28 protein-coding genes and 1 other RNA gene are annotated in these 25,053 nt (G+C 68.4%); 13 read left to right on the top strand and 16 right to left on the bottom strand.

Features of this window, described 5'->3' with window-relative positions:
• Positions 1-20 precede the first annotated feature (20 nt).
• From ABS78_RS10360 to dapD, 4 genes are all read left to right on the top strand, one after another.
• On the top strand, positions 21-776 hold the full coding sequence (locus tag ABS78_RS10360) for a Crp/Fnr family transcriptional regulator (RefSeq protein WP_293378166.1): 756 nt from the start codon (positions 21-23) through the stop codon (positions 774-776).
• Positions 777-866: 90 nt separating this feature from the next.
• Positions 867-1,781: an acetylglutamate kinase gene (gene argB, locus ABS78_RS10355; protein ID WP_293378163.1), complete on the top strand. Its 915-nt coding sequence runs from the start codon at positions 867-869 to the stop codon at positions 1,779-1,781.
• Entirely contained in the window at positions 1,778-2,440 is a 663-nt protein-coding gene (locus tag ABS78_RS10350; protein ID WP_293378160.1) for a pyrimidine 5'-nucleotidase, read from the top strand. Before argB ends, ABS78_RS10350 begins: the two co-directional genes overlap by 4 nt.
• Positions 2,440-3,270, top strand: coding sequence for a 2,3,4,5-tetrahydropyridine-2,6-dicarboxylate N-succinyltransferase (dapD, locus tag ABS78_RS10345; protein WP_293378157.1), 831 nt, complete (start codon positions 2,440-2,442; stop codon positions 3,268-3,270). The genes ABS78_RS10350 and dapD overlap by 1 nt, the downstream gene beginning before the upstream one ends.
• A 43-nt stretch (positions 3,271-3,313) precedes the next feature.
• Here the strand turns inward: dapD and ABS78_RS10340 are convergent, their stop codons facing one another.
• Positions 3,314-3,772, bottom strand: a complete 459-nt coding sequence (locus ABS78_RS10340; protein WP_293378154.1) for a cupin domain-containing protein — start codon at positions 3,770-3,772, stop codon at positions 3,314-3,316.
• A 42-nt stretch (positions 3,773-3,814) separates the two neighbouring features.
• Here ABS78_RS10340 and dapE point away from each other — a divergent pair, with 42 nt between their 5' ends.
• Positions 3,815-4,957 (top strand): succinyl-diaminopimelate desuccinylase, encoded by a 1,143-nt coding sequence (gene dapE, locus ABS78_RS10335; protein WP_293378151.1) that lies wholly within the window; start codon positions 3,815-3,817, stop codon positions 4,955-4,957.
• Between the two features lie 142 nt (positions 4,958-5,099).
• Positions 5,100-6,221 (top strand): collagen-binding domain-containing protein, encoded by a 1,122-nt coding sequence (locus tag ABS78_RS10330; RefSeq protein ID WP_293378148.1) that lies wholly within the window; start codon positions 5,100-5,102, stop codon positions 6,219-6,221.
• A 46-nt stretch (positions 6,222-6,267) separates the two neighbouring features.
• On the opposite strand, the gene ABS78_RS10325 is transcribed toward ABS78_RS10330, so the two are convergent.
• Genes ABS78_RS10325 through fmt form a run of 4 tightly spaced genes read right to left on the bottom strand, consistent with a single transcriptional unit; the run spans position 6,268 to position 9,898 of the window.
• A complete protein-coding gene (locus ABS78_RS10325) occupies positions 6,268-7,101 on the bottom strand; it encodes a TIGR00266 family protein (RefSeq protein WP_293378145.1) in 834 nt (277 codons plus the stop codon).
• A gap of 51 nt (positions 7,102-7,152) precedes the next feature.
• On the bottom strand, positions 7,153-8,181 hold the full coding sequence (locus ABS78_RS10320; protein WP_293378142.1) for a serine hydrolase: 1,029 nt from the start codon (positions 8,179-8,181) through the stop codon (positions 7,153-7,155).
• 41 nt (positions 8,182-8,222) lie between these two features.
• Positions 8,223-8,960, bottom strand: coding sequence for a tRNA pseudouridine(38-40) synthase TruA (gene truA, locus ABS78_RS10315; protein WP_293378139.1), 738 nt, complete (start codon positions 8,958-8,960; stop codon positions 8,223-8,225).
• A complete protein-coding gene (fmt, locus tag ABS78_RS10310) occupies positions 8,960-9,898 on the bottom strand; it encodes a methionyl-tRNA formyltransferase (RefSeq protein WP_293378136.1) in 939 nt (312 codons plus the stop codon). Before fmt ends, truA begins: the two co-directional genes overlap by 1 nt.
• A gap of 88 nt (positions 9,899-9,986) precedes the next feature.
• Here fmt and ABS78_RS10305 point away from each other — a divergent pair, with 88 nt between their 5' ends.
• On the top strand, positions 9,987-10,295 hold the full coding sequence (locus ABS78_RS10305) for a hypothetical protein (protein WP_293378133.1): 309 nt from the start codon (positions 9,987-9,989) through the stop codon (positions 10,293-10,295).
• Between the two features lie 47 nt (positions 10,296-10,342).
• Here ABS78_RS10305 and def read toward each other — a convergent pair whose 3' ends face one another.
• The 5 genes from def to ABS78_RS10280 all read right to left on the bottom strand — a co-directional run bounded on the left by def (position 10,343) and on the right by ABS78_RS10280 (position 15,128).
• Positions 10,343-10,849 (bottom strand): peptide deformylase, encoded by a 507-nt coding sequence (def, locus tag ABS78_RS10300; RefSeq protein WP_293378130.1) that lies wholly within the window; start codon positions 10,847-10,849, stop codon positions 10,343-10,345.
• Positions 10,850-10,948: 99 nt separating this feature from the next.
• The gene (locus tag ABS78_RS10295; protein ID WP_293378127.1) at positions 10,949-12,187 is read right to left on the bottom strand and encodes a DNA recombination protein RmuC; all 1,239 of its coding nucleotides are present in this window, start codon (positions 12,185-12,187) and stop codon (positions 10,949-10,951) included.
• A 54-nt stretch (positions 12,188-12,241) separates the two neighbouring features.
• Entirely contained in the window at positions 12,242-12,844 is a 603-nt protein-coding gene (gene recR / locus ABS78_RS10290) for a recombination mediator RecR (protein WP_293378124.1), read from the bottom strand.
• 2 nt (positions 12,845-12,846) lie between these two features.
• Positions 12,847-13,173, bottom strand: coding sequence for a YbaB/EbfC family nucleoid-associated protein (locus ABS78_RS10285; protein WP_293378122.1), 327 nt, complete (start codon positions 13,171-13,173; stop codon positions 12,847-12,849).
• Between the two features lie 137 nt (positions 13,174-13,310).
• Positions 13,311-15,128: a DNA polymerase III subunit gamma/tau gene (locus ABS78_RS10280; RefSeq protein WP_293378119.1), complete on the bottom strand. Its 1,818-nt coding sequence runs from the start codon at positions 15,126-15,128 to the stop codon at positions 13,311-13,313.
• A gap of 213 nt (positions 15,129-15,341) precedes the next feature.
• Here ABS78_RS10280 and ABS78_RS10275 point away from each other — a divergent pair, with 213 nt between their 5' ends.
• On the top strand, positions 15,342-15,860 hold the full coding sequence (locus tag ABS78_RS10275; RefSeq protein ID WP_293378115.1) for an FxDxF family PEP-CTERM protein: 519 nt from the start codon (positions 15,342-15,344) through the stop codon (positions 15,858-15,860).
• A gap of 73 nt (positions 15,861-15,933) precedes the next feature.
• Here ABS78_RS10275 and ffs read toward each other — a convergent pair.
• Together ffs and ABS78_RS10265 are read right to left on the bottom strand one after the other, a co-directional pair.
• Positions 15,934-16,032, bottom strand: an RNA gene (gene ffs / locus ABS78_RS10270) — signal recognition particle sRNA small type.
• A gap of 52 nt (positions 16,033-16,084) precedes the next feature.
• Complete coding sequence (locus ABS78_RS10265) at positions 16,085-16,552, bottom strand: MarR family transcriptional regulator (RefSeq protein ID WP_293378112.1); 468 nt, start codon at positions 16,550-16,552, stop codon at positions 16,085-16,087.
• Positions 16,553-16,693: 141 nt separating this feature from the next.
• On the opposite strand from ABS78_RS10265, the gene ABS78_RS10260 reads away from it, so the two are divergent.
• The 3 genes from ABS78_RS10260 to ABS78_RS10250 all read left to right on the top strand — a co-directional run bounded on the left by ABS78_RS10260 (position 16,694) and on the right by ABS78_RS10250 (position 20,282).
• Positions 16,694-17,530 carry an alpha/beta hydrolase gene (locus ABS78_RS10260; protein WP_293378109.1) on the top strand — a complete coding sequence of 279 codons (837 nt, stop codon included), beginning with the start codon at positions 16,694-16,696 and terminating at the stop codon, positions 17,528-17,530.
• A 40-nt stretch (positions 17,531-17,570) separates the two neighbouring features.
• Positions 17,571-18,401: an alpha/beta hydrolase gene (locus ABS78_RS10255; RefSeq protein WP_293378106.1), complete on the top strand. Its 831-nt coding sequence runs from the start codon at positions 17,571-17,573 to the stop codon at positions 18,399-18,401.
• Between the two features lie 345 nt (positions 18,402-18,746).
• Positions 18,747-20,282 (top strand): site-specific integrase, encoded by a 1,536-nt coding sequence (locus ABS78_RS10250; RefSeq protein WP_111276275.1) that lies wholly within the window; start codon positions 18,747-18,749, stop codon positions 20,280-20,282.
• A gap of 53 nt (positions 20,283-20,335) precedes the next feature.
• Here the strand turns inward: ABS78_RS10250 and ABS78_RS10245 are convergent, their stop codons facing one another.
• From ABS78_RS10245 to ABS78_RS10235, 4 genes are read right to left on the bottom strand one after another with little or no spacing between them, the layout of a single operon-like run.
• Positions 20,336-20,932: a TetR family transcriptional regulator C-terminal domain-containing protein gene (locus ABS78_RS10245; protein WP_165843991.1), complete on the bottom strand. Its 597-nt coding sequence runs from the start codon at positions 20,930-20,932 to the stop codon at positions 20,336-20,338.
• Positions 20,933-20,959: 27 nt separating this feature from the next.
• Entirely contained in the window at positions 20,960-21,298 is a 339-nt protein-coding gene (locus ABS78_RS23910; RefSeq protein WP_363083030.1) for a DUF5655 domain-containing protein, read from the bottom strand.
• Between the two features lie 36 nt (positions 21,299-21,334).
• The gene (locus ABS78_RS10240; protein ID WP_111276272.1) at positions 21,335-22,192 is read right to left on the bottom strand and encodes an SOS response-associated peptidase family protein; all 858 of its coding nucleotides are present in this window, start codon (positions 22,190-22,192) and stop codon (positions 21,335-21,337) included.
• 36 nt (positions 22,193-22,228) lie between these two features.
• Entirely contained in the window at positions 22,229-22,873 is a 645-nt protein-coding gene (locus tag ABS78_RS10235; RefSeq protein WP_111276271.1) for a TolC family protein, read from the bottom strand.
• A gap of 632 nt (positions 22,874-23,505) precedes the next feature.
• Here ABS78_RS10235 and ABS78_RS10230 point away from each other — a divergent pair.
• The gene (locus ABS78_RS10230; protein WP_111276270.1) at positions 23,506-23,931 is read left to right on the top strand and encodes a PaaI family thioesterase; all 426 of its coding nucleotides are present in this window, start codon (positions 23,506-23,508) and stop codon (positions 23,929-23,931) included.
• 169 nt (positions 23,932-24,100) lie between these two features.
• A complete protein-coding gene (locus ABS78_RS10225; RefSeq protein WP_111276269.1) occupies positions 24,101-24,958 on the top strand; it encodes an alpha/beta hydrolase in 858 nt (285 codons plus the stop codon).
• The last annotated feature ends 95 nt before the right edge of the window (positions 24,959-25,053 follow it).

The following is a 25,053-nucleotide window of genomic DNA, read 5'->3' as shown; positions in this document are numbered from 1 at the left end:
GCTTCGGAGACTCCAAGGCCATGAGCGAATTGACCGTCACCGCGCGACGTCCGGCCCTCGACGCCGGGGCGGGGGAGCGGGGCAATCGTCTGCTGTCGGCGCTCGCGCCGCGTGATTTCGACGTCGTGGCTCCGCATCTGGAGCGGGTCAGGCTTCCGCGCGGCAGGGTCCTGTTCGAGCCTGGCGACGAGGTGGAGACGACGTACTTCCTCCTGCACCGCACGATGGTGTCGCTGCTGATCGTCACCCGCGACGGCGACGAGGTGGAGGCCGCCACGATCGGCCGCGAGGGCGCGGTGGGCGGCATCGTGAGCGAGGGCAGCAAGCCCGCCTTCGGGCGCGCCGTCGTGCAGATCCCTGGCGAGGCCTACGCCGTGCCGACCAGCCACCTGGAGGCGGCCAAGGAGGGATCGGTGCGCTTCGGGGACCTCTTCGCCCGCTACGCCGACGCCCTGCTCGCCCAGATCATGCAGTCGGTGGCGTGCAACGCGCTGCATCCTGTCGAAGCCCGCTGTTGCCGCTGGCTGCTGGCGGCCCACGACCGGGCCGGAGACGGGACGATCCACCTGACGCAGGAGGCCCTGGCCGGGATGCTGGGCGTCCAGCGCACCACGGTGACGGCGGTGACGCGGGCGCTTCAGGACCGGGGGCTGATCCGGACGCGGCGCGGAGGCGTCGAAGTGATCGATCGTCCCGGCCTCGAGCGGGCCGCCTGCGAGTGCTATGCGGCGGTCAACGCCCACTTCGAGCGTCTGCTGCCGGAGGCGGCGATCTAGACCGCGCACCCGCGGACGCCGGAGTCCACAGCCGGGTGACATCGGCGCCCTCGTCCGCTATCGGGACGCCGCAGGTTCGAGGGCGAAGAATTGAGCGAAGAGACGCAAGCGCAGGGCTGGGCCACCGCGAAGACCCTGGCCGAGGCGCTGCCCTACATTCAGATCTACGACCGCGAGACCGTGGTCATCAAATACGGCGGCCACGCCATGGGCGAGGAGGCGGTCGCACGGCTGTTCGCCACCGACGTCGTCCTGCTCAAGATGCTGGGGATCAACCCCGTGGTGGTCCACGGCGGCGGGCCGCAGATCTCGGCCATGCTGGAGCGAGCCGGGGTGAAGTCCACCTTCGTGGACGGCCTTCGCGTGACCGACGCGGCGACCATGGAGATCGCCGAGATGGTGCTGTCGGGCGCCATCAACAAGGAGATCGCGAGCTGGATCACCCAGGCCGGCGCCGAGGCCAAGGTGCGGGGCGTGGGCCTGTCGGGCAAGGACGCCGGCCTGATCACCGTCGAGAAGGTCCGGCGCACCAAGAGGGATCCGGACAGCCAGATCGAGAAGGTGGTCGATCTGGGCTTCGTCGGCGAGCCCAGCGCCATCGACACCACGTTGCTGGAAGACCTGATCACCTCGCAGGACGACTATATCCCTGTGGTCGCCCCGATCGGCGTCTCGGCCGAGGGCCAGACCTACAACATCAACGCCGACACGGTGGCCGGGGCGCTGGCGGGCGCGCTGGAAGCCAAGCGCATGCTGCTGCTGACCGACGTGCCCGGCGTGCTGGACAAGAACGGCGACCTGATCCGCGAACTGACGGTCGCCCAGGCGCGCCAGGCCATCGCCGACGGCGTCGCCACCGGCGGCATGATCCCCAAGCTGGAAACCGCCATCGCCGCGGCGGAATCGGGGGTCGAGGCCGTGGTCATCCTGGACGGCCGCCGCCCGCACGCCATGCTGGTCGAACTTTTCACCGAGTTCGGCGCGGGCACGCTGATCCGGCGATGACCGCCGACCTCGCCCACGTCGACACCTGGCTGTTCGATCTGGACAACACGCTCTACCCGGCAGAATCCGGCTTCATGGCCGAGATCACCAGCCGGATGACCGACTTCGTGCAGAAGGCCACGGGCCTGCCGCGCGACGAGGCCTTCGCGCTTCAGAAGGCCTATCTGGCCGAGCACGGGCTGACGCTGAAGGGCATGATGCTGAACCACGGCGTCGACCCGGCCGAGTTCCACGCCATCTTCCACGACATGTCGCTGGAGGCCCTGGCGCACGACCCCGACCTGCTGGCGGGCCTGGCGCGGCTGCCGGGACGACGGCTGATCTTCACCAACGCCGACGACGTCCACGCCCGGCGCGTTCTGGAGCGGCTGGAACTGACCGGCCTGTTCGACGACGTCTTCCATATCGCCTCGTCGGGCTACGAGCCCAAGCCCAGCCCGCGCGCGTTCCAGGCCATCGGCGCGGCGCACGCCATCGACCCCGTCGCCACGGCGTTCTTCGAGGACTCCGAGCGCAACCTCGCCCCGGCCGCGGAGCTGGGCATGACCACCGTTCTGGTCGGGGCCTGGGCGCCCCGGTCCACCGCACCCTTCGTCCACCATCGCACCGAGAAGCTCGCGCCGTTCCTGACGGGCGCGCGCCTGAGAGAGGCCCTCTGATGTCCGAAGACCTGAAGTCCGTGATCGAAGCCGCATGGGCGGCGCGCGATACGATCAACACGGCCACCACTGGCCAGGTGCGCGACGCCGTCTTCGAGACCCTGGAGCAGCTGGACGCCGGCCGCCTGCGCGTGGCCGAGCGCGGCGCCGACGGGACCTGGACGACGCATCAGTGGGCCAAGCAGGCGATCCTGCTGTCGTTCCGCCTCTCGCCCAACCGCGTGATGGAGGCCGACGTCCCCGGACCGTTCTGGGACAAGGTCCCGGGCAAGTTCGCCGGCTGGGACGCCGCGCGTTTCGAGGCCGCGGGCTTCCGCGCCGTCCCGGGCGCCGTGGTCCGCAAGGGAGCGTTCGTGAACAAGGGCGTGGTCCTGATGCCGTCGTTCGTCAACATCGGCGCCTACGTCGACGAAGGCACGATGGTCGACACGTGGGCCACCGTCGGTTCGTGCGCCCAGATCGGCAAGAACGTCCACATCTCGGGCGGGGCGGGTATCGGCGGCGTGCTGGAGCCGCTCCAGGCCAATCCCACCATCATCGAGGACAACTGCTTCATCGGCGCCCGGGCCGAAGTGGCCGAGGGCGTGATCGTGCGCGAGGGCTCGGTGCTCTCGATGGGAACCTTCATCACCGCCACCACCCCGATCATCGATCGCCGTACGGGCGAGACCTTCACCGGCGAGGTGCCGCCCTATTCGGTGGTGGTGTCCGGGAACCGCCCCAACCCGGTGGACCCCGGCCTGCCGTCCACCTACTGCGCGGTGATCATGAAACGAGTGGACGAGCGCACCCGCAGCAAGACCAGCATCAACGAGCTGCTGCGGGATTGAGGGCGCAGCGCTTCTCCTTTTGTGGGGAGAAGCGCGACCATCCTCAATCCTCCGGATACGGCGTCCCGTCGCGGTGGCGGTAGCCCGCCGGACCGGCGAGCATGTCGATGTCGGGATAGTCGCATTCGTCGACGGCCGGCCGGCGCGAGCCGACCTCCAGATAGACGGCGTCGCGGTCCGAGCGGTTCTGAAGATGGTGGCCGTCGGCCTCGCCCGCCTTCCAGCCGGCGCAGTCGCCGGCGTGGAGCAGGTGGTCGCCGTCGTCCTCCACCAGGACGACTTCGCCCTCCAGGACCCAGACGAACTCGTCCTCGGCGGTGTGCCAGTGCCTCTGGCTGGACCACGTTCCGGGAGGCAGGCGGACCAGGTTCACGCCGAAGTCGGTGAGACCCGCGGCGTCGCCCAGCGTGCGCCAGGCGGCGCCCAGGCAGATGTCCCTGAACGGATGCGGATAGCTGCAGCCCGAGCGGACCTCCAGAGCGTCGATGTCGATCTTGGCCATGATCCCCTCGCGTCTCGTCCCATTGCTAGGTAGATCGACGGCATGCCTGCCGCCATAGACGCCGTCGAACTCACCCGCGACCTGATCCGCCGTCCCTCGGTGACGCCCGCCGACGCCGGCGCGATGGACGTCGTGGAACAGACCCTGACCGGGCTGGGCTTCGTCTGCCGCCGGATGCGGTTCGGCGAGATCGAGAACCTCTACGCCCGCTACGGGACCGCCGCGCCGAACCTCTGCTTCGCCGGCCATACCGACGTGGTGCCGGTGGGCGACGCCGCCGCCTGGACCAAGGACGCCTTCGCCGCCGAGGTGGCCGACGGCGTGCTGATCGGGCGCGGCGCCGTCGACATGAAGAGCGCCATCGCCGCCTTTGCGGCCGCGGCGGCCGAGGCCATCGCGGCGGGCCAGGTCACGGGCTCGCTGTCCTTCCTCATCACCGGCGACGAGGAGGGCGTGGCCACCGACGGCACGGTGAAGGTCGTCGAGGCCCTGATGGCCGAGGGCGAGGTCATCGACCACTGCATCGTGGGCGAACCCACCTCGGCCGAGACTTTCGGCGACATGGTCAAGGTGGGTCGACGCGGTTCGATCAACGCCGAGATCGTGGTGGAGGGCGTGCAAGGTCACGTGGCCTATCCGCACCGCGCCGCCAACCCGGCCCGGCCGCTGATCAGGATGCTGACGGCGCTGCAGGACCGGAAGCTGGACGACGGCTATCCCGAATTCCAGCCGTCGAACCTCGAGGTCACCCTGATCGAGATGCCGAACACGGCGACGAACGTGATCCCCGCCGTGGCGCGGGCCCGGCTCAACATCCGCTTCAATCCCAACCATACGGGCCGTCAGCTCGCCGACTGGTTCGACCTGGAGGCGTGGCGCGCCGCGGCCGGCTTCCCGGGCAAGGTCTCGGTCACCTCGCACATCAGCGGCGAGGCCTTCCTGACCGAGCGCGGCGACTTCACCGAGCTGGTCGCCCAGGCCGTGGCGGACGTCACGGGCCATTCGCCCGAACTCTCCACCTCGGGTGGCACCTCGGACGCGCGCTTCATCCGGGCGCTGTGCCCGGTGATCGAGGTGGGCCTGGTGGGCAAGACCATGCACCAAGTCGACGAGCGCGCGCCGGTGGAGGAAATCCGCACGCTCCAGCGCGTCTATTCGCGCATCATCGCCCGCTATTTCGGCTGAATCGCCTACCGTGCGCCCCCACCTCCACTGAAGGGCGAGGTGAACACCCGGCTCAGGGGAATCCGTTGCGCATCACAGCGAGGATGCAGCTATAGCCACGCTCGCCCGAGTGTGGGTGAGTGGATGCGCTGGGATCAGGCGAATGCGTTTCAAGCTGGCGGCGATGGTGGGAGCGGCTCTCGTGTGCGCGGCGGGCTCGGCCCAGGCTGCGGGCAACGCGGCCGACGGCCTGCAGGCCATGCGCGAGCTGAACATCATCGTGCTCGGCGACATGACCGCCAACCACAGCATCGAAGGCAAGGTCTACGTCGGGGGCAACCTCTCCGGGAACAACGGCATCTTCGGAACGGGCAACGCCAATCAGGGGCTGACGCCGTCGGATCGCGTCACGCTGACCGTGGGCGGTGACGCTACGGTGAGCAACCTGCACATCAACGCCGGTTCGAACGGCGGCGACGGCGCGATCGGCCCGGCCGGCGCCACGATCGGCGGCTCGGTCTCCACCATGAACCTCAACGCCCAGAACGCCACGGTGCAGGTGGGCGGCGCGATCGCCAACACCAACGGCTCGACCGGATCCAGCATCCAGGCGGGCGGAGCCCAGTCCGGCTACCTGAACGGCAACGGCGCGACGGTGCAGACCAATCTCGGAACGGCCTTCACCCAGGCGCTGACCGACACGCTCACGGCCGAGACGAACAAGCTCGAGATCGACCTCAAGGCGCTTTCCGCGGCGCTCAGCGTCATCACCCTGGACGATAACCTCAGCTCCATCACGATGGGCGGACAGGGGCCGATCTTCAACGTCGTGGATAGCGGCGCAGGTTTCGCCCTCTTCGACATCGACGCCAGCCTGCTGTCGTCGAACGAGTTGAACTTCAACGTCTTCGGTTCGCCGATGCCGATCATCATCAACGTGCGCGGGACCAGCGCGACGTGGACGATGAACGCCGTGGGCGGCTACAACGCCGCGCTCAATCCCTGGATCATCTGGAACTTCGCCGACGCCACCAACCTCAGCATCGACCGGATGATGCACGGCTCGATCCTGGCTCCCTACGCCACGGTCACCAACACCGGCCGCATCGAAGGTTCGCTGGTCGCTGCGGCGTTCAACCAGGGCGCACAGGTCCACCTGGGCACGTTCAAGGGCCCCGATTTCCTGACCGCTGCGGTTCCCGAACCGGCGACCTGGGCCATGATGATCATGGGCTTCGGCGCCGTCGGCTCCCTGGTCCGCCGCCGGCGCGCGGCCTTCGCCTGACCGGCGCCAGGCCAGGGACTCAGGCCAGGGACTCAGGCCGGCTGACCTACCGGTTCCCGCCGATCAGATCGCCCAGACCGCCCAGCATCGAACCCTCGCCGCGGTTCTGCCCGCCATAGCTTCCGGCCGCCGCCAGCATGCGCCCGGCCAGGCGCGAGAAGGGCAGCGACTGGATCCACACCGTCCCCGGGCCGGTGAGACGGGCGAAGAACAGCCCCTCGCCCCCAAACAGCATGCTCTTGACCCCGCCGGCCTTCACGAGGTCGAAGTCGACGCCGGCCGTGAAGGCGGCCACGCAGCCGGTGTCGATGTGCAGGGACTCGCCGGCCTTCAGCTCCCGTTCGACGAGCGCTCCGCCCATCTGGACGAACACCCAGCCGTCGCCCTCCAGCTTCTGCATGATGAAGCCTTCGCCGCCGAACAGGCCGGTCATGATGCGTCGCTGGAAGTGGATTCCGATGGAGACGCCCTTGGCGGCCGCCAGGAAGCTGTCCTTCTGGCAGATGAGGCTTCCGCCCACCTGATCCAGCTTGATCGGCAGGATCGAGCCCGGCGTGGGCGAACCGAAGGCCACCCTGGCCTTGCCCGGGCCTTGATGGGTGAAGACGGTGGTGAAGAGGCTCTCGCCGGTGACCAGCCGCTTGCCGGCCCCCAGCAGCTTGCCCATGAAGCCGGCGTCGCCCGCCGAACCGTCGCCGAAGACGGTGGTCATCTGAACGCTGGCGTCCTTCCAGACGAAGGCCCCGGCCTCGGCCATCGCGCTCTCTCCCGGGTCCAGCTCGATCTCGAGGAACTGGAGCTCCTGCCCCTTGATCTCGAAATCGATGTCGTCGGCGACGCCGGCGCTGCGGTGATGGTGGGTCCAGGGGCCTTGCGACATTCGAGAACGACTCCGTGGTGCTTTGGCCGCCTCCCTATGGCCGACCGCCTCTTAGCGGAAGGTGTCGATCACCTGTCCGACCCAGGCTTTCAGATCGTCCTTGTTTTCAAGCGGCGTATCGCCGTTGCGGACCAGGATCAGGTCCAGATCGGGGACCAGGACGGTGTACTGTCCCGCGTAGCCGTTGGCCGAGAACGAGCCTGGCCCGCCCACGCCCAGCCACCAGTGCGCGCCGTAAGCGCCCTCGGTCGTCCCGGGCGGCTGCGGCGTCGGGGTGCGCGCATAGTCGACCCACCCCTCGGGCAGCAGGCGTCGGCCTTCCCACACGCCGTCGCGCAGGTAGAGCAGGCCGAAGCGGGCGAAGTCGCGCGGGGTGCAGAAACAATAGGACGAGCCGATGAACGTGCCGGCCGCGTCGAACTTGGGGATCGGGCTCGTCATGCCCAGCGGACCGAACAGACGCGTCTGCATGAAGCCGGCGATGTCCCCATCCGCAGCGTCCCCGGCCAGCCGGGCGACGATGTTGGTGGTTCCGCTGGCGTAGCTCCAGAACGTCCCCGGCGGATGGGCCGGCGGCTGGCGGGCGGCGTAGGCGGCGACGTCGTCCTTGCCGGTGTTAAACAGCATCTCGATCACGTCCGAGACGTGGCCGGGCACATAGTCCTCCACGAACTTCAGGCCGCTCGACATCCGCAGGAGGTGGTCGAGCGTGATCGCCGCGCGCGGATCGCCCTCGCTCCGCCACTCGGGAACCGCCGCCGGCGCATGGATGTCCAACCGCCCGTCGCCGACCAGCAGGCCGACCAGGGCGTGGGTGATGCTCTTGGCCTTGGACCACGACGGCTGGGTGTCTTCGGGGACGAAGCCTTCGCCGTAGCGTTCGAAGACGATCCGACCGCCCTGGACCAGCAACAGGGCGTGGGTCTTGCCCAGCCGGTCCGAGATTGGCGCGTCGAACGCTTCGGCCGTCAGAGCCTCGAAGCGGGCGCGTTTCAGCGCGGGCGGCAGGTCGCCCGTCGGCCACGTGCGAGTGGGCCAGGGGACGCTGTCGGGCTGGGCGGGCAGGGGCGGCAGGCTCATGTGGCCAAGCTAAGGCCCGGTGCGGCTCCGACGCAACGCGATCAATAGACCACCTGGGTCAGATACAGGCCTTCCGCCGGCGCCACGGGACCACAGGCGCGGCGGTCCCTGGCCGCCAGCGCCGCCTGCACGTCGGCGGCCGTCCAGCGCCCGACGCCCACCTCGGCCAGGGTGCCGGTCATCGAACGCACCTGGCGGTGCAGGAACGAACGGCTGGCGAACACCAGCAGGACCTCGTCGCCCTCGCGGCGCACGTCGGCCACGTCCAGCGTCTTCACCGGCGACTTGGCCTGGCAGGCCAGGTCGCGGAAGGTGGTGAAGTCGTGGTGGCCCACCAGCACCTGGGCGGCGGCGTGCATGGCCGCGGCGTCCAATGGCTTCTTCACGTGCCAGACTCGGCCCTGGTCCAGCGCCGGCGGCGCCATCCGGTTGAGGATCCGGTAGAGGTAGCGTCGCCCCGTCGCGGAAAACCGGCTGTGCCAGTCGCCCACGGCGACCTGCGCGTCGATCACCGCGACGGGTTCGGGGACCAGGTGGGCGTTCAGCGCGTTGCGCACCGTCTCGGCGGGCCAATACTTGGCGAGATCGACGTGGACGACCTGTCCCGTGGCGTGGACGCCGGCGTCGGTGCGGCCGGCCGCGTTCACCCGCAGGTCTTCGCCGCAGAAGGCCCGGATGGCCCGCTCCAGCGCGCCTTGCACCGACGGCAGCCCGGCCTGGGCCTGGAAACCGTGATAGGGGCGGCCGTCATACTCGACGAGGAGGCGGTAGCGGGGCATCAGCCCAGTCTCGTCCCGGCCGGGACGGGCTGGCCGCGCAGGAAGGTGTCGGCGTCCTGCGGCCCCTTGCCTTCGCGCTGCACCCGCAGGAGCCGCACGGCGCCGTCGCCCGTGGCCACCAGGAGCCGGTCGTCCAGCGTCACGCCGGGCGGAACGCCGGCTTCCACGTCAGCCTCCTCGAACTGCGAGAGAAGCGCCTTCACGCGCGCCGGCCCTTTCGCCGTGGGCAGCTCGAACCAGGCGCCCGGAAATGGCGACAGGCCGCGGATCTTCTGGTCCAGCGTGCGGCCATCCTTCGTCCAGTCCAGGCGCGCGATCCTGGGGCCGATCTTGCGGGCGTAGGTGACGCCCTCGGCGGACTGCGGCCGGGCCACCGCGACACCGGCCTCGATGTCGGCCAGGGCCCGGACGATCAGGTCGGCGCCGGCCGCGGCCAGCCGGTCGTGCAGGTCGCCGGCGGTGTCCAGCGGGCCGATCCGGACCGTTGCGGTCGCCAGCACGGGACCCTCGTCCAGGCCTTCCGTCATCCGCATGACCTGGACGCCCGTCATCGCGTCGCCGGCCATGATCGCCCGCTGGATCGGCGCCGCGCCCCGCCAGCGCGGCAGCAGGGAGGCGTGCACGTTGTACGAGCCCAGGCGCGGCCCCTCCAGCACCTCGGCCGGCAGGATCTGGCCGAAGGCCACCACCACGGCCGCATCCAGGTCGAGCGCGCGGAAGGCGGCGATCGCCTCCGGGTCGCGCATCGACACGGGCGTGCGCACGGGAATGGCGCGCGCCTCGGCGAAGGCGTGGACGGGTGAGGGACGGCGTTCGTGACCGCGGCCCCGCGGCGCCGGCGGTTGCGAATAGACGCACGTCACGTCATGGTCGGCCGCCACGATGGCGGCGAGCGCCTGTACGGCGAAGTCGGGCGTACCGAGGAAAGCCAGTCGCATGCCGCGCGTCTTAGCGGTCGATCCGGGTCAAGGGAACTTCCCGCCAAGCGTGGCCGTTATGGCGAAAGAGTCGAAGGGAGCCTCAATCATGAAGATCACCGCCATGCTCGCGACCGCGGGCGCCGTACTCATGCTCGCCGCCTGCACGCAGGCCGAGCGCCAGGACACCGCCGCCGACGTCAACGCCGCCGCCGAGCAGGCCGCCGACGACGCCAAGACCGTGGGCGCCGACATCAAGGACGCCGCCGCCGACGCGGGTACGGAAATCAAGGACGCCGCCAGCGATGCAGGCGCCGCGGCCAAGGACGCCGCGGGTGACGCCGTGGCCGCCGCCAAGGAAGGCGCGGCCAAGGCCGAGGCCAAGGCGAAGGAAGTGGTCGCCGACGTGAAGCACTGAGGTCGAGCGAGCCCTCTCCCCCTGTTCATGTCCAGGCAGGGAGAGGGCTATGCCGCCCGGGCCTTCTTGACCTTCTTCACCGCCTGCTCGCGCTTGAGGCGCGACAGGTGGTCGATGAACAGCACGCCGTTCAGATGGTCCATCTCGTGCTGTATGCAGACGGCGTACAGTCCCTCGGCGTCTTCCTCGACCGTCTCGCCCTGGTAGTTCAGGTAGCGCAGCTTCACGTTCGCGGGACGCTCGACCTCGTCGTAGAATTCGGGGACCGAGAGGCAGCCTTCCTCGTAGGGCGCGGTGTCGTCGGACGCCCATAGAATCTCGGGATTCACGAAAAAGCGCGGCTGCTTCTCCTCGCCTTCGCGGGCGAGGTCCATGACGATCACCCGCTTCGCGACGCCGATCTGGATGGCGGCCAGGCCGATGCCGGGGGCGTCGTACATGGTCTCCAGCATGTCGTCCATCAGCGCCCGCAGGTCGTCGTCGACCCGTTCGACGGGCGCGGAAACCTGCTTCAGAAGCGGATTCGGGACGGTGATGATCTCGCGCAGAGCCATGTCCGGCAGGTAAGGGCGCCATCGTTGACCGTCAAGGTCGCGGGCCGACCCAGCGACGCCTTGCCGCCGCGACGCCGGTGATCGGAGGGTCTTTCGCGCCTAATCGCCGCCGGCCGCCAGGCGCACCGGCGGAACAGGCTCGTCGGCCGACAGCTTGGCCAGGGGCCGCACGGCGGTCTCCACCGGCGCGAGTTCCACCACCTCCTTGCCCTGGTGGTCCACCTTCAGCTCCTCGAAGCGGCGGGCCTGGGTGAGCACCTGGGTCTCCAGCGAGCCCACGAACTGGTTGTAGCGGCCGACCGCCGCCTCCAGCGCCTTGCCGACCGAACCGGCGTGCGCGCCCATCACCGAGATGCGCTTGTAGAGTTCCTTGCCCAGGTCGGCGATGCGCTGGGCGTTGGCGGCCTGCTCCTCGACCCGCCAGCCGTAGGCCACGGCCTTGCACAGCGCGAAGAGCGTGGTGGGCGTCACGATCACCACGCGCCGGTCCATGGCCTCGGTCATCAGGTCGGGCGCGCGGTCCAGCGCCGCGGCGAGCGCCGAGTCCAGCGGCACGAACATGGCCACGAAATCGGGCGAGGCGTCGAACTGGTCCCAGTAGGCCTTGGCGGAGAGCCCCTGGATGTGGGCCTTGACGCTCTGGACATGGCGCAGGCCCGCCGCATCGCGGGCGAAATCGTCCGTGGCGTCCTGAACCTCCAGGAAGGCGTTCAGCGAGCACTTGGCGTCGATGACGAAGACGCCGCCGCCGGGCAGCCGCACGGTGACGTCGGGACGCCGCCGGCCCTCCTCGGTGTCGGTGGAGGCCTGTTCGTCGAAGTCGTAGCGGGCCGAGAGCCCCGCCGCCTCCAGGACGTTGCGCAGGGTCTGCTCGCCCCACCGGCCCTGGACGCCGGCGCCCCGGCGCAGCGCCGCCGACAGCTTGCGGGCCTCGTCCTGGGTCGCCGTGGAGGCGGCCAGGAGCTGGGCGATCTGCTGCTTGAGCCCGCCGTTGTCCTCGGCGCGGGCCTTCTCCACGGCGGCCACCTGTTCCTGGAACTTCTGGAGGGTGTCGGCCACCGGCTTGAGCTGCGCCTCCAGCCGGGCCTGGGCGAGCTGTTCGCGGCTGCGCACGGTCTCTTCGTTCCGGCGCAGGATCTCCTCGGCCATGCTCGCGGCCGACTGGGAAAGCTGCGTGCGTAGCGTGTCGCCCTGCTCGCTCAGCAGGCGCAGGCGGAGCTCGGCTTCGACGGCCCGCGCGCGTTCGTGCGCGGCGGCGGCGCGTTCCCGGAACGCCCAGGCCAGGGCGGCGGCGGCGATCACCACGCAGGCGATGGCCAGCAGGAGAAGTCCGTTCATGCTGCGTTCTTAGCGCGGACGGTGAGTCGCGGCCAGCCGCCCGCGCGGGGTCTGTCAGGCCGGTCGCCGGGCCCGCAGGGCCTGGGCGATGGTGCCGTCGTCCAGCCAGTCCAGTTCGCCGCCCACTGGCACCCCGCGCGCCAGCAGGGTCACGCTCACCTCGGCGCCCGCCAGGCGGTCGGCCAGGTAGTGGGCGGTGGTCTGGCCGTCGACGGTGGCGGGCAGGGCCAGGATCACTTCGCGCACCCCGACGTCGGAAGCGCGGCTCACCAAGGGCCCCACGCGCAACGCGTCCGGCCCGACCCCGTCCAGCGCCGAGAGGAGGCCGCCCAGGACATGATAGCGGCCGCGGAAGGCGCCGCCGCGCTCCATGGCCCATAGGGCGCCGACCTCTTCCACCACGCAGATCAGCGCAGCGTCCCGCGCCGGGTCGGCGCAGATCGCGCAGGGATCTGTGGTGTCCAGGCTGCCGCAGGTCGTGCAGGTCTTCACCCGCGCCGCCGCCTCGCCCAGCGCATCGGCCAGGGGTAGCAGGAGCTGTTCGCGCCGCTTCAGCAGCATCAGCGCCGCCCGCCGGGCCGACCGCGGCCCCAGCCCGGGCAGTCTGGCGAGCAGGCCGATCAGTCGCTCGATCTCGGGTCCGGCGGAGGCGGCCAAGGTCAGAACTTCGGCATGCCCGGAATGTTCATGCCCGCCAGCGGCCCGGCGGCTTCGCGCATCACCTCGGCCTGCTTCTCGTCCAGGCGGCGCTTGGCGTCGGCGTGGGCGGCGACGATCAGGTCCGAGACGACCTCGCCCTCGCCGGGCGCCATCAGGCTCTCGTCGATGTCGACACGGGCCAGTTCGCCCGAGCCGCGCAGGGTCAGCTTCACCATGCCGCCGCCGGACGTGCCCTCGACCTCGATCGCGGCGATCCGCTCCTGGGCCTCGACCATGCGCTGCTGCATGGCCTGGGCCTGCTTCATGATCGATCCGAGGTCCTTCATCGCTTACTCCATGCACGCCGCAGGCGCTGTCATCTTGAACCACGGACCCTCACGAACCAACACGGACGAACGTTCCGATCGTACGTCAGTGATGGTCTGTGATGGTCCGTGGTCGAACACTTCGCGGCTCCGCCGCCTCAATCCTCGTCGCCGTCGTCTTCGGGCGGGGGCGCCTCGGCCGCCGGCTCGGGTTGCAGAATCTGGCGAACGCCGATGATCTCGGTCCCGGGGAAGGCGTCCATCACGCTGCGGACGAACGGATGCGCCTCGATCTCGGCGCGGGTCTCGCGTTCCTCGCGCTTCTGCTTCTCCCAAAGGCTCTCGGCGCCGCCGCCGCCCTGGGTGGACAGCAGCCACCGCTCGCCGGTCCATTCCTTCAGCCGGATCACCAGCCGCTGGGCCAGGTCGGCCGGAGCGCCCGGCGCGGGTTCGTACTCGATGGCGCCCGGCCGGAAGCTGATCGGCCGGATGAACCGCTCCACGTCCAGCTTGAGCCGGATGTCGCGCCGCCGGTCGATCAGCGCCAGCATGTCCTCGAAGCTCTGGAGGGTCGTCGCGGGCTCGGCGCCGGCCGCCGGCAGCATCTGGCGCGCCACGGCGCCCGTCGCCACTCCGGCCGGCCGGCCGGCCGCGCCGCCCGTTGCGCCTCCCTGGGCGCCTCCCTGGGCGCCGCCAGGTGCGCCGGGCCCACCGCCGGTCATCGGATCGCCCGCCCTCAGGGCCTTCAGCGCCTCTTCCGGGCCAGGCAGGTCGGCGGCGTAGGCCAGGCGGATCAGGGCCATGTCCACCGCCGCGGCCGCGTCGGGCGCGCGCCGCACCTCCTCGTAGGCCTTGAGCGTGAGCTGCCACATCCGCGACAGGGTTCCCGGCGACAGCGCCGCGCCGACCGCCGCGAGACGCATGGCCTGTTCCTTCGGCAGCACCAGGGCCTGGGGCCCCACGGCCTTGGCCACCGAGGCGGCGTGGATGTGGTCCAGCAGATCCAGCATCACCTGGTCCGGACCGGCGCCATAGCCGTAGAGCTGGCGGAAGGTTTCGACGGCCGCGCCCGCCTCGCCACGCATGGCCTGTTCGAACAGGGTGATCGTCTGCGCCCGGTCGGCGAGGCCCAGCATGTCGCGGATCTCGGCGGCGGTGACCGTCTGGCCGGGGTCGGCCTGGACGATGGCCTGATCCAGCATCGACTGGCCGTCGCGAACGCTGCCCTCGGCGGCGCGGGCGATCAGCATCAGCCCTTCGGCCTCGACGCGGGCGCCCTCGGTCTCGCAGATCATCTCCAGGTTCTTCACCAGCACCTCGGGCTCGACCCGGCGCAGGTCGAACCGCTGGGTGCGCGAGAGGATGGTCACCGGCACCTTGCGGATCTCGGTGGTGGCGAAGATGAACTTGGCGTGCGGCGGCGGCTCCTCCAGCGTCTTCAGGAGGGCGTTGAACGCCCCCGTCGACAGCATGTGGACCTCGTCGATGATGTAGACCTTGTAGCGCGCCTCGACCGGTGCGTAGCGCACGCTGTCGGTGAGTTCGCGGATGTCGTTCACGCCGGTGCGGCTGGCGGCGTCCAGTTCCAGCACGTCCATGTGCCGGCCCTCGATGATGGCGCGGCAGTGGCGGCCCTCTTCGCGGAGGTCCAGGGACGGCTCGTGGACGGTGTCGGTCTCGTAGTTCAGCGCGCGGGCCAGCAGGCGCGCGGTGGTGGTCTTGCCCACCCCGCGGACCCCGGTGAGCATGAAGGCGTGCGCGATCCGGCCGGTGGCGAAGGCGTTGCGCAGCGTCCGCACCATGGCCTCCTGGCCATAGAGGTCGTCGAAGGTGCGGGGGCGATACTTGCGCGCGATGACGGTGTAGGCGGCCGACTCTTCGGCCGCCCGCGGCGGCGGCGCACCTCCGAACATGTCGGGCGCGTTCGGGTCGCGCTCCGGCGGACCGGAATCGTCGTGGTCGAAGTCGTCGCCCATGACGGCATTTAGGGGAACCCGGGGCGCCTATGCCACGCGAAAGTTGAAAGTTCCCGCGTTGGGCGGGGCGTCGCCACGCGAAAGTCGAAGGCGCCGCGTCCGTGCGGCAATAGGCCATCTCAATATATTTCATTTCTATACGTTTCGTAATTACTAGACTCCAAATCGATAAACGCGCATGTGGGACGCGGCTTGGGTCATCGGAGTCCTGATATGAAACGTGTTCTCGTCCCTGTCGCCGCAGCCTTCGCGCTTGCGGCAGGGCTCTCGCCATCGGCCGTTCAGGCGGCGACCTACATAAATTACGGACCTGTCGGAGCCGACGGGGGCTTCACCATAACATTCGGCAACACCGGCATCTCCGACTCGGACTTCTCCGACGTCTTCGACTTCGCCATGCCGACGGGACGCGGCGACTTCGTCATCACCTCCACCATGAGCGGCGGGTCGCAGAACATCACGTGGACCAGTGTGGCCTTCAATGGCGAGGAATTCGAGAGCGGGGCCGCCGGCTGGAACGAGTTCCGGTTCCTCAACGGCGTGATGATCACGTCGGGGACGGGTCAGCAACTGGTCCTGACCGGGCTCGGGGGCGGCAACGCCTCGTACAGCGGCGTCATCACCTTCATGCCTTTGGCGGCGGCGCCGGAACCCGCGGCCTGGGCGCTGATGATCCTGGGGTTCGGCGGAGCCGGCGTGGCGATCCGGTCACGGCGGAACGTCGTGGCCTGAACGGCTCCGAGACGTGTCCGAACGCAAACGCCCCGACCTTCGGCCGGGGCGTTCTGCATTCCCAAGACGGGAAAGGTGGAGACCGGACAACGACCCGAGCCGTGACCCGTTGTGGCTGCTGCCTTCCGGCCCTGACCAGGTTGGCGGGGCGTTCGTCCGCCGCCGATCTCCGCCGCGGCATATGGCGGATCGAGGCCGCCGGGGCAAGGGGCCGCGGCGCGGCGCTACTTCCTCGAGGCCGCCAGCAGATTGTCGCGCAGCTTGATGAGATCCCGTTGCAGCCGGACATAGGCCTCCGGGTCCAGGCCCGTGGCGTCGATGATCGCATCGCGGCCACAGAACACCTGGTCGAACACCGCCCGGCCTTGCGCGGTGATGTTTATCCGGACCTGCCGCTCGTCGCGGCTGTCGCGCTGGCGCGTGACGTAGCCCGCGGCTTCGAGCCGCTTCAGCAGTGGCGTCAGCGTGCTCGACTCCAGGAGAAGCTTTTCGCCGAGCTGGCTGACGGTCTGGTCGTCCTCTTCGTTGAGCGCGACGAGGGTGGCGTACTGCGGATAGGTGAGGCCGAGTTCCTCGAACAGCGGCTTGTAGGCCCGGTGGAACGCCAGGTTGGTCGAATAGACCGCGAAGCACAGGAAATCGGGCAAGGACGCCGCCAATTCGAGCTGGGGCGATTTCTCTTGATTCTTCATATCGTTGGTCTCTGTGGGGCAGTCTCTTGCAGTTTCCGGACAGATAAGGCGTGCGCGATATAATCGCAAGCAATTGACGGAGATCGTCAGCGGTCATATATATCGTATACGATTTATTATCTTACGATATATGAGGGTGTCATGATCGGTGGTGTCGCCAGACCGTTTGTCGGGGCCTTCGCGGCCGGAATCTTTGCCGTCGGGCTGCTCGCGAGCAGCGCTCAGGGGCAGACGCGCCCGGCTGGCCTCGGCGATCGGGTCGTCCTCGACGCCCGTTCGATACGAAATGTCGTGCTCGTGCACGGAGCCTTTGTCGACGGGTCGGGATGGCGCGGCGTCTATGACGACCTGACCGCGCGCGGCTATCGCGTCAGCATCGTCCAGAACCCGCTGACCTCGCTGGAGGACGATGTCGCCGCGACCCGGCGCGTGTTGTCCGCTCAGGATGGCCCGGCCATTCTCGTCGGCCACAGCTGGGGCGGGACGGTGATCACCGAGGCTGGCGTTCATCCGAAGGTGGCCGGCCTAGTCTACCTCTCCGCCCTCGCGCCGGACGCCGGCGAAACGACCGCGCAGCAGTATTCTGGGTATCCGGCGGCTGCCGAGTTCGTCATCGACACCGCCGCCGACGGATACGGCTTCGTGCGTCGAGACCGCTTCCGGTCCGGCTTCGCAGCCGACCTGAGCGGCGCCGACGCCGCGTTTCTGCGCGACTCGCAGGCGCCCATCCGCATGTCGGTCTTCGAAACCAGGCTCACGAACGCGGCATGGCGGTCGAAACCGAGTTGGGCGATCATCCCGCGCGAGGATCTCGCATTCGGCGAAGGCATGCTGAACGGCATGGCGCGACGCATCGGGGCGACGATCATCGAGATACCGGGAAGCCATGCGGCCTTCGTCACCCAGCCGGCCGCTGTCGCCGACGTGATCGACCGCGCCGCGCGCCACCTCTCGCAACCGTCAAAGCAGACCCACTGACCTCAACAGCCCAGGACCCCCGAAAACAGGAGATACGACCGTGGCCTACGCAACAACCAACGATGGTGTCGAAATCTTCTACAAGGATTGGGGGCCGAAGAGCGCCCAGCCCCTCATGTTCCATCACGGCTGGCCGCTGAGTTCGGACGACTGGGATGCGCAACTCCTGTTCTTCGTGAACCGGGGCTATCGCGTCATCGCCCACGATCGCCGCGGCCACGGCCGTTCCACCCAGGGCGCCGACGGCCACGACATGGATCACTACGCGGCGGACGTCGCGGCGGTGGTCGAGGCGCTGGATCTCAGGAACGTCGTCCACATCGGCCATTCTACGGGCGGCGGCGAAGTCGCGCACTACGTCGCGAGGGCCGAACCGGGCCGCGTGGCGAAGGCGGTGCTGATCGGCGCCGTGCCGCCGATCATGCTGAAGACCGAGGCCTACCCGGGCGGATTGCCGATCGAGGTGTTCGACGGGTTTCGCGCGGCGCTCGCCGCCGACCGGGCGAGCTTCTACAGGGAGGTGGCGTCCGGACCCTTCTACAGCTTCAACCGGCCGGGCGTCGAAGCGAAGCCGGCGGTGGTCGACAACTGGTGGCGCCAGGGCATGATGGGCGGGACGAAGGCCCACTATGACGGCATCAAGGCCTTCTCCGAGACGGACTTCACCGACGATCTCAAGGCGATCCAGGTCCCGACGTTGCTCATGCACGGCGACGACGATCAGATCGTACCGATCGACAACAGCGCGAAGCTCGCCGTCAAACTGCTCAGGAATGGCGAACTCAAGATCTACCCGGGCTTTTCGCACGGCATGGCGACCGTGAACGCCGACATGATCAACGCCGATCTCCTGGCCTTCATCGAACGCTGATCGGGTGGCCGCGGCGCGTTTCCGGAGGGGATCGAAGCTTGGCGGGATCGCGCCGTTCCACGGCAAGCCGCCGGCGTAGGGCTAACGTGGTGGAACAGAGATCGCCGCTGGCGAGTGGGAAGAAATGGCGCGCCCGGAACGATTCGAACGTCCGACCCTCAGATTCGTAGTTCGGTTCTGATGAAACAAGCAGAAACCGGGTGAAACGACAAATCACAATATAACCAATGACTTGTGACTTGATCTCGGGTTCGAGCGGGTTCAGATTTTCCCATGGAAATGCTCCATTTTGTGACCCCAGTGTGACCCGGAACCCGGGGTCACAAAACGAGCGGGGTAGGAAAAGTGCCCAGGCGTTCGGACCGAAACCTCACCTCAGCCTTCTGCCGCAGCGCCAAGCCGGGCGTGAGGACCACGCCCGATGGCGCCGAGGCTCAGCGCGTGGCCTACCCGGACGGCGACGTGCGCGGGCTGGAGCTGCGGGTCTCGGCCGCAGGCGAGAAATCCTGGTCGTTCCGTTACCGCGACAGACGCACCGACAAGCAGTGCCGGGTCACGATCGGCGTCTTCGACCCCACCATCGACGACACGGCTGACGCCGAGGGCGAGGTCCGACGGCTGACGCTGCAGGGCGCCCGTGTGGCCGCTCGCCTCCTTCGCGCCAAGGTCGACCACGGCGAAAGCCCGGCCGTCGCAAAGAAGGTGGCCCGCCGCGCCGCCAAAGCCCAGCCGCTCAAGACGATGTCCGACTTGGCGAGCGCCTACTTCAGCGCCTGCGAGCTCGGCACACACCGCAGCGGACGCGGGCGCAGGAAGGCGGACAGCACCATCTCGGCCGAACGGTGGCTCTGGACCAAGCATGTCGCGCCGAAGTTGGGCGCCGACGGCGTGGACGAGGTCACGCGCGGCCGTGTGCGGGACGTCGTGAAGGAGATCTATGAAGCCTCCGGCGGACAGGCCAACCGTGTTCGGGGCCTGCTCTCGCAGCTCTTCAACTATGCGATCGCCGAGGAGCGCGTCGCGGTGAATCCGGTCACGCACGTGGCTCGTGTCTCGCAGGTCGAGGCGCGTACACGCACCCTGACCGACGACGAGCTGAAACGCCTCTGGAGCGGACTGCAGGACAGCGAAGGGTTGGTGATCAGGGACAGGAAGGCCGGGGAGAAGGTGCTGATCAGCCGGCCCGTGCGCATCGCGATCGAGCTTGCGATGTTCACCCTGCAGCGTCGCGGGGAGATTTCGGGCATGCGCCGCAACGAAGTGGATCTGGTCCGCAAGACCTGGCTTGTCCCGGCCGAGCGCGCCAAGGGTCGCGTGGAACACTTGGCGCCGCTCTGCGATCGCTCCGTGGCCTTGATCGAGGCAGCGATCGGGCTTCAGGACAAGCGGCGGAAGGGGGCGAGCCCATTCGTTTTCCCATCTCCGCAGTCAAACGACGCGCCCATCGAACCCGCCGCACTCAGCCATGCAATGGCGGACATGACGACCGCGCTCGGGCTCGACGACGTTCGCCTCCACGATCTGCGTCGCACCGGGGCGACGGGGATCGCGGCGATCGGCGTTGCGCCCCATGTCGTTTCCAAGATCCTCGCGCACAAGGATGGCGGGGGCGGCGCAGCGATCACCGCGCGCCATTACAACCTCTACGCCTATGTGGCTGAAAAGCGCGATGCGATCGACCGCTGGAGCGCGCACCTGTGTGCGCTTCTCGAAATGCGTGACCAGGCGCCCGGCCCCAAACAGAGCGACGCCGCGCCGCGGCCGCCCGCCACCGCGCTCGGCCCCGAGCGGTTGTGGACGGACTTGGTCGAAGGCGAATACGACCCGCGCTCGCCAGCGGAACCCGCAGATCGCCTTTGGACCGACTTGGTCGGGTCCTAGACGTTTGCAGGCCGGGCTTCCCCGAACCCCGCCTCGCGCGGGTAGACGCCTGGTCAGAGGCTAACGGCTCGAGCCTCTTTCTCGAAGGGTCGCAGACACCCCTTCAGCAGCGCAATCTGCGCGTCAGGCGCGAGACCATCCCGAAGCGCCATCATCGCGACGCCGGTGACGCCGGCCGTAACCAGACCCGAGACGGCGTCGGCGTCCCGCACGTCCTCACGCGTTGTCGCGCTCGTCACCAACCGTGTGAGCCGTGCTCGCCACGCCCGACTTCGACGATCGACGAACCGACCGACCTCGCGATCGCGCGAAGCGAGGGTCCAACAGCTTGTCCACACGCGCCAATGCTCCCGGCCCGCCTCGGAGATCGGCAGCGCACAGGAGAGGACAGCCTCCAACGCGTCGCGCGCCGGCAGCCTACGCTCGATCTCATCCATCTCCTCGAGTATGGCGCCGCCCGTCTCTTGGATCGCATCCAGGAGAAGCTCCTGCTTCGTGGGATAGTAATGGACGATGCGACCAAGGCTGCATCGCGACGCGGCGGCGACAGCTCGAAACGTGAATCCCTCGAGTCCACTTTGCGCGAGCACATGGAATGCCGACGTGGCCACTGAAGCCTTGCGACCCTGGAAGTGCGAATTCAGGCTCACCGACAAGTGCCCCTTGGTGGAGTGCCATCAACCACCCAGCTCATAAGCCGTAGCGACCCATTCGAGGACTTGGTCATCGACGTCCGCCAAGTCTTGTATGAGGAGTTCATTGTGCCACCGGTTCGCCGAGACACGCTCCACTTTACGAATGCGGTTGCTCTCGATCGGAGTGGCCGTTCGGATCACGAGGAGCAAACCGCCTTGACGGGGATGAACGCCTGCGAAGGCCGAGCGGCGGACGAGGTGGATGGAATTCGCCTCGACCAGCTCCTCAACCGGCCCCAAGCGCGCAATGCGGCCACGTAGCGCTTCGTAGATTCGAAGCGACGGAGGGATAGCGCCAAGCACGCTAGAAGGTCCCGGCATGACGGAACGAGGCCGGAACATTTACAGGCTGTTGGGTCAACAGTAGCTCCCTAATCTGGAACGTTGTGCGACCAGGGCCTGATCTAGACCCGCGCTGGGCGCGGGGTCGATCAACACTCGCTTCCCCTCGTGCTTCAGCCAATCCATCCCCGTTCCCGCGTCAACAGGCACGTCCGCCATGCCACATCTGGAAGGTCGGCGGCGACGCAGGCCGCCACGGCTCAATGTCGAACCCCCTCGTGGGCGAGGATCGAGCAGGCCAAGGTTGCCCGGTCCGTCGAGTCGCAGCCATTCCAGGCCCTGCTCGAGGTCGAGGAGTCGGGCCTGCCGCCGCGCCAACGGCCCTGGTCTGTCGCCGACCGCAAATTCTTTCGCGGGTTGGCCCACGACGATGGCAAAGCTGGTGAGGTCGCCCTCGTCCCCCGGAAGCGTGGTGGTCTCCCAGATCGCCGGGAAGAACCGCAGGGTGTCGGTTGGGCCGGTCGGTCGCCACTTGACCGCCCAGCCCTGTGTTGGCGTGCGCCGGCCGCCCTCCGCGCCGGGCCCGTAGACGATGAAGCTGGTGAACGGGGCCAAGGCGCGCCGCCACCGGTAGGCGTCAAGGTAGGCGTGCCGGGACTCCAAGGATTCCAGGCGCGCGAGCGCGCTTACGACCCGCCATTCGGAGAGCGCCCCATGATGAAAGGAAGGGACCAGCCACCAGCGGGCGATGAGCAGCCGCAGACCCGCCTCTGGCGCGGCCGGATCGCGCGGGACGAGGAGTGGCGCGGGATCGCCGTGTCGCACCGCGATCTCACCACCGGCCAGAAGGCTCTGCTCGGCCGGTCCGAGACCCGCCGACTGGGGACCCAGGGCGAGCCGCATGTCCGCGTTCAGCCGATACTCGTCGCACATGCCCCTTCGCTCCCCCAAGCCTGTCCGCTCGACACCTCATGGCGAGGCGCGCCAATCGGCGGCTGTCGCGACATGGAGTTCGACGAGATCCAGGTACCTCTGGCCCTGGATCTGGATCATGGCCCGCCGGGCCCGGCTCAGCGTCCGCTGCGCCCGCGCGACGTCGATCGAGGGCCCGCCGCCAAGCCGGTACGCCGTCTCGGCGTCGCGCAGCCCAGATTCCCCGGCCGCGATCGCCCGTTGCAGGCTCTCGATGCCGCCCTCGTCGCTCGCAAGCGCAGCTAGCGCGTCTGAGACCTGGACGAACGCGCGCAGCACCGTCTGTTGATAGCGGCTCTCGGCGATCCGCAGGTCCGCCTCCGCGGCGTGGCGGCGGGCCTTCAGAACGCCGCCGTCGAAGAGCGGCGCGGCAAGGGAAGGACTGAGGCTCCAGCCCGAAGCCGATGAGGCGAAGAGGTCGCCCTGACGGATGGCGGTCTGGGTGAAGTCGGCGCTGAGCACGACGTTCGGGAACTGGTTGGCCCGGGCGACCCCCACGGCTGCGGTGGCTGCGTGAAGATCTGCCCCGGCGGCCAAGATGTCCGGCCGCGAGGCCGCAAAGGAAGGTTGCAGCGTCGCCAGGTCCTGAGCCGAGATGTCCCGGCAGCACTCCGCCTGCAAGGCGTCGGCCGCGGCCAACATCGTCGGCAAAAGGCGCGCGCGCGGCGCCCGTCGGGGCGCGCGCGCCACCTGCGTCGATCGGCCGGATCGGGTGGCAGCGCGGCCGGGCCGCTAAGCGCCGGGCAGTCCACCGCCTTCCAAAGCGCGAGAGGGCTGATTTTGAGCCTGCGCGGAAGCTCGATTTGGGTCTGGTCGTCCTGCTGCCTAGGCACGACACCACCCGTCGCGTCGAGCCCGTCAGCCGCAAAGGGCGTATTCGCGCGTCGAAGAGCTCGCGAATGAGAAGGGTCATTTCGACGAACAGCAAGCCTGTGTCGAAGCGCCGGACCGCCGCCTCGGCGTCGCGCTCGCTGCGTCGCCAGTACGCATTTGCGTCCTTATCCCCGTATCGGAAATGGCCATTACGACAGAGCCGGCGTCAATTCATCCTAGACTGCGTCATGCTGCCGCGCGGCGTCGCAGGCCCAAAAAGAGAAGGACGCGCCGGAGCGCGTCCAGGTGCTCAAGCAGAATCTCTGCTGAGGGGAGACGCGAATGAAGCTGTATTAGACGTTACTAGTCAAGGGGCGCTGCCCCGTTGGCCGACGACACGATGCGGGTTGGCTTCCGCCGGGGCGCCGGGAAAGGATGCGGATATCCCGGATGAGGAGCGCATGTTGACGACACCGGCCCAACCCGACTTACCCGACGCCGCGTACCTGCAAGCGGCGGTCGCCGCCGCACCGTTCCACCGCTGGCTGAGCCTGAAGGTCGTGCGCATCGATGCGGATGGCATCGAACTCGCCATGCCGTGGCGCGAGGAGCTCATCTCGAACCCTAAGCGCCGGACCGCCCACGGCGGGATACTAGCTTCTCTCGTTGATCTTTCAGGCTTTTATGCGCTCCTCGCCGCCGGCTTGGTGGTGCGAGCCACGGCGGACCTGCGGGTCGACTACCATCGCCCCGCGGCGCCTGGAAACCTCCGCGCACGGAGCTGGATCGTCAAGACCGGCTCCCGTATCAGCGTGGCGGACACTGAGGTCCTTGATGAAGATCGCGTCCTGCTCGCGAGCGGTCGCGGCGCCTACCTGATGGACTGACGACTCCAAGGTTCCGTCGCGGGAATAAGCCCGTCGCGGCCTGGAGACATCCTCTCCACGCTGTGGGGCCACGCTCAGGCCGAACGCTCTCTCGGCCGAGCTGCTGACCTATCGCCACGGCCCGCCTTATGTAACTCTCATCACTGTTTTTGTGGAAACGGAGCGCACCATGGTCAAACCGGTGACCGTCACCTTCCGCGGCGATGAGGGCCTTACGCTTGAGGCCGACACCTATGGTGATCCTGTTCGCGGTACAGTGCTCCTGGCGCACGGCGGCGGCCAGACCCGGCATGCTTGGGCCAGGGCCTGTGCGAGCCTCTCCGCATCCGGCTGGCGCGCGGTCGCGATGGACCTTCGAGGGCATGGGCAAAGTCAGTGGTCGCCCTCGGGCGACTATCGCATCCAGCGTTTTGCGGGAGACCTCGTCCAAGTCGCCGAACAGCTGGGGGGCCGCCCGGCTTTGGTGGGCGCATCGCTGGGCGGCATCGCGGGGATGGTTGTGGAAGCCATGGCTGCACCCGGAACCTTCTCGTCGCTGACACTCGTCGATGTCACTCCGCAGATGGAGCCGGCAGGGATAGCCAAGGTTATGGGCTTCATGGGCGAGCGCGCGAGTATCGGATTTTCCGATCTCGAAGACGCCGCTGATTTCATCGCCAACTACCTGCCTCATCGGCCTCGCCCGAGAGATCTATCCGGCCTTGCCAAGAACCTTCGACTGCATCCCGACGGCCGCTATCGCTGGCATTGGGATCCTCGGTTCGTCACGAGCGTGGCGGAGAGTCGAGCCTCGTACGCTACCGGCTCCTTCCAGGAACAGCTCGGCGCTATCGACACTCCGATCCATTTGATACGCGGGAGCATCAGCGAGCTTGTCTCGCGCGAGGCGGCCGACGCCTTCCTGGCGGCCGTTCCACACGCTCACTTCACCGATGTCGAAAACGCAGGCCACATGCTGGTGGGCGATCGCAACGACATCTTCGTCGATGCGGTCCTCGATTTCCTGAAAGACATTGATGTCCACTGACGTGACCCCCGTTTCTCATCCAGTCGTAACGAGAGTCCTGGGTTGATCTGAGCCGTGCTCGGCGGGGGTTGCAAGAGGCCGGCGCGCGGAGACAT

Source organism: Phenylobacterium sp. SCN 70-31 (genome assembly GCF_001724605.1).
GTDB lineage: Bacteria > Pseudomonadota > Alphaproteobacteria > Caulobacterales > Caulobacteraceae > Phenylobacterium.
Note: the sequence above shows the minus strand (reverse complement) of the source record. Positions and strands in the feature narration are given on the sequence as shown.

Bases quoted from the DNA above. Each gene is read 5' to 3' on its own strand.
- ABS78_RS10360 (WP_293378166.1), top strand. From the start codon at position 21: ATGAGCGAATTGACCGTCACCGCGCGACGTCCGGCCCTCGACGCCGGG.
- ABS78_RS10350 (WP_293378160.1), top strand. From the start codon at position 1,778: ATGACCGCCGACCTCGCCCACGTCGACACCTGGCTGTTCGATCTGGAC.
- dapD (WP_293378157.1), top strand. From the start codon at position 2,440: ATGTCCGAAGACCTGAAGTCCGTGATCGAAGCCGCATGGGCGGCGCGC.
- ABS78_RS10340 (WP_293378154.1), bottom strand. From the start codon at position 3,772: ATGGCCAAGATCGACATCGACGCTCTGGAGGTCCGCTCGGGCTGCAGC.
- dapE (WP_293378151.1), top strand. From the start codon at position 3,815: ATGCCTGCCGCCATAGACGCCGTCGAACTCACCCGCGACCTGATCCGC.
- ABS78_RS10330 (WP_293378148.1), top strand. From the start codon at position 5,100: ATGCGTTTCAAGCTGGCGGCGATGGTGGGAGCGGCTCTCGTGTGCGCG.
- ABS78_RS10325 (WP_293378145.1), bottom strand. From the start codon at position 7,101: ATGTCGCAAGGCCCCTGGACCCACCATCACCGCAGCGCCGGCGTCGCC.
- ABS78_RS10320 (WP_293378142.1), bottom strand. From the start codon at position 8,181: ATGAGCCTGCCGCCCCTGCCCGCCCAGCCCGACAGCGTCCCCTGGCCC.
- truA (WP_293378139.1), bottom strand. From the start codon at position 8,960: ATGCCCCGCTACCGCCTCCTCGTCGAGTATGACGGCCGCCCCTATCAC.
- fmt (WP_293378136.1), bottom strand. From the start codon at position 9,898: ATGCGACTGGCTTTCCTCGGTACGCCCGACTTCGCCGTACAGGCGCTC.
- ABS78_RS10305 (WP_293378133.1), top strand. From the start codon at position 9,987: ATGAAGATCACCGCCATGCTCGCGACCGCGGGCGCCGTACTCATGCTC.
- def (WP_293378130.1), bottom strand. From the start codon at position 10,849: ATGGCTCTGCGCGAGATCATCACCGTCCCGAATCCGCTTCTGAAGCAG.
- ABS78_RS10295 (WP_293378127.1), bottom strand. From the start codon at position 12,187: ATGAACGGACTTCTCCTGCTGGCCATCGCCTGCGTGGTGATCGCCGCC.
- ABS78_RS10285 (WP_293378122.1), bottom strand. From the start codon at position 13,173: ATGAAGGACCTCGGATCGATCATGAAGCAGGCCCAGGCCATGCAGCAG.
- ABS78_RS10280 (WP_293378119.1), bottom strand. From the start codon at position 15,128: ATGGGCGACGACTTCGACCACGACGATTCCGGTCCGCCGGAGCGCGAC.
- ABS78_RS10275 (WP_293378115.1), top strand. From the start codon at position 15,342: ATGAAACGTGTTCTCGTCCCTGTCGCCGCAGCCTTCGCGCTTGCGGCA.
- ABS78_RS10265 (WP_293378112.1), bottom strand. From the start codon at position 16,552: ATGAAGAATCAAGAGAAATCGCCCCAGCTCGAATTGGCGGCGTCCTTG.
- ABS78_RS10260 (WP_293378109.1), top strand. From the start codon at position 16,694: ATGATCGGTGGTGTCGCCAGACCGTTTGTCGGGGCCTTCGCGGCCGGA.
- ABS78_RS23910 (WP_363083030.1), bottom strand. From the start codon at position 21,298: ATGCCGGGACCTTCTAGCGTGCTTGGCGCTATCCCTCCGTCGCTTCGA.
- ABS78_RS10240 (WP_111276272.1), bottom strand. From the start codon at position 22,192: ATGTGCGACGAGTATCGGCTGAACGCGGACATGCGGCTCGCCCTGGGT.
- ABS78_RS10235 (WP_111276271.1), bottom strand. From the start codon at position 22,873: ATGTTGGCCGCGGCCGACGCCTTGCAGGCGGAGTGCTGCCGGGACATC.
- ABS78_RS10230 (WP_111276270.1), top strand. From the start codon at position 23,506: ATGTTGACGACACCGGCCCAACCCGACTTACCCGACGCCGCGTACCTG.
- ABS78_RS10225 (WP_111276269.1), top strand. From the start codon at position 24,101: ATGGTCAAACCGGTGACCGTCACCTTCCGCGGCGATGAGGGCCTTACG.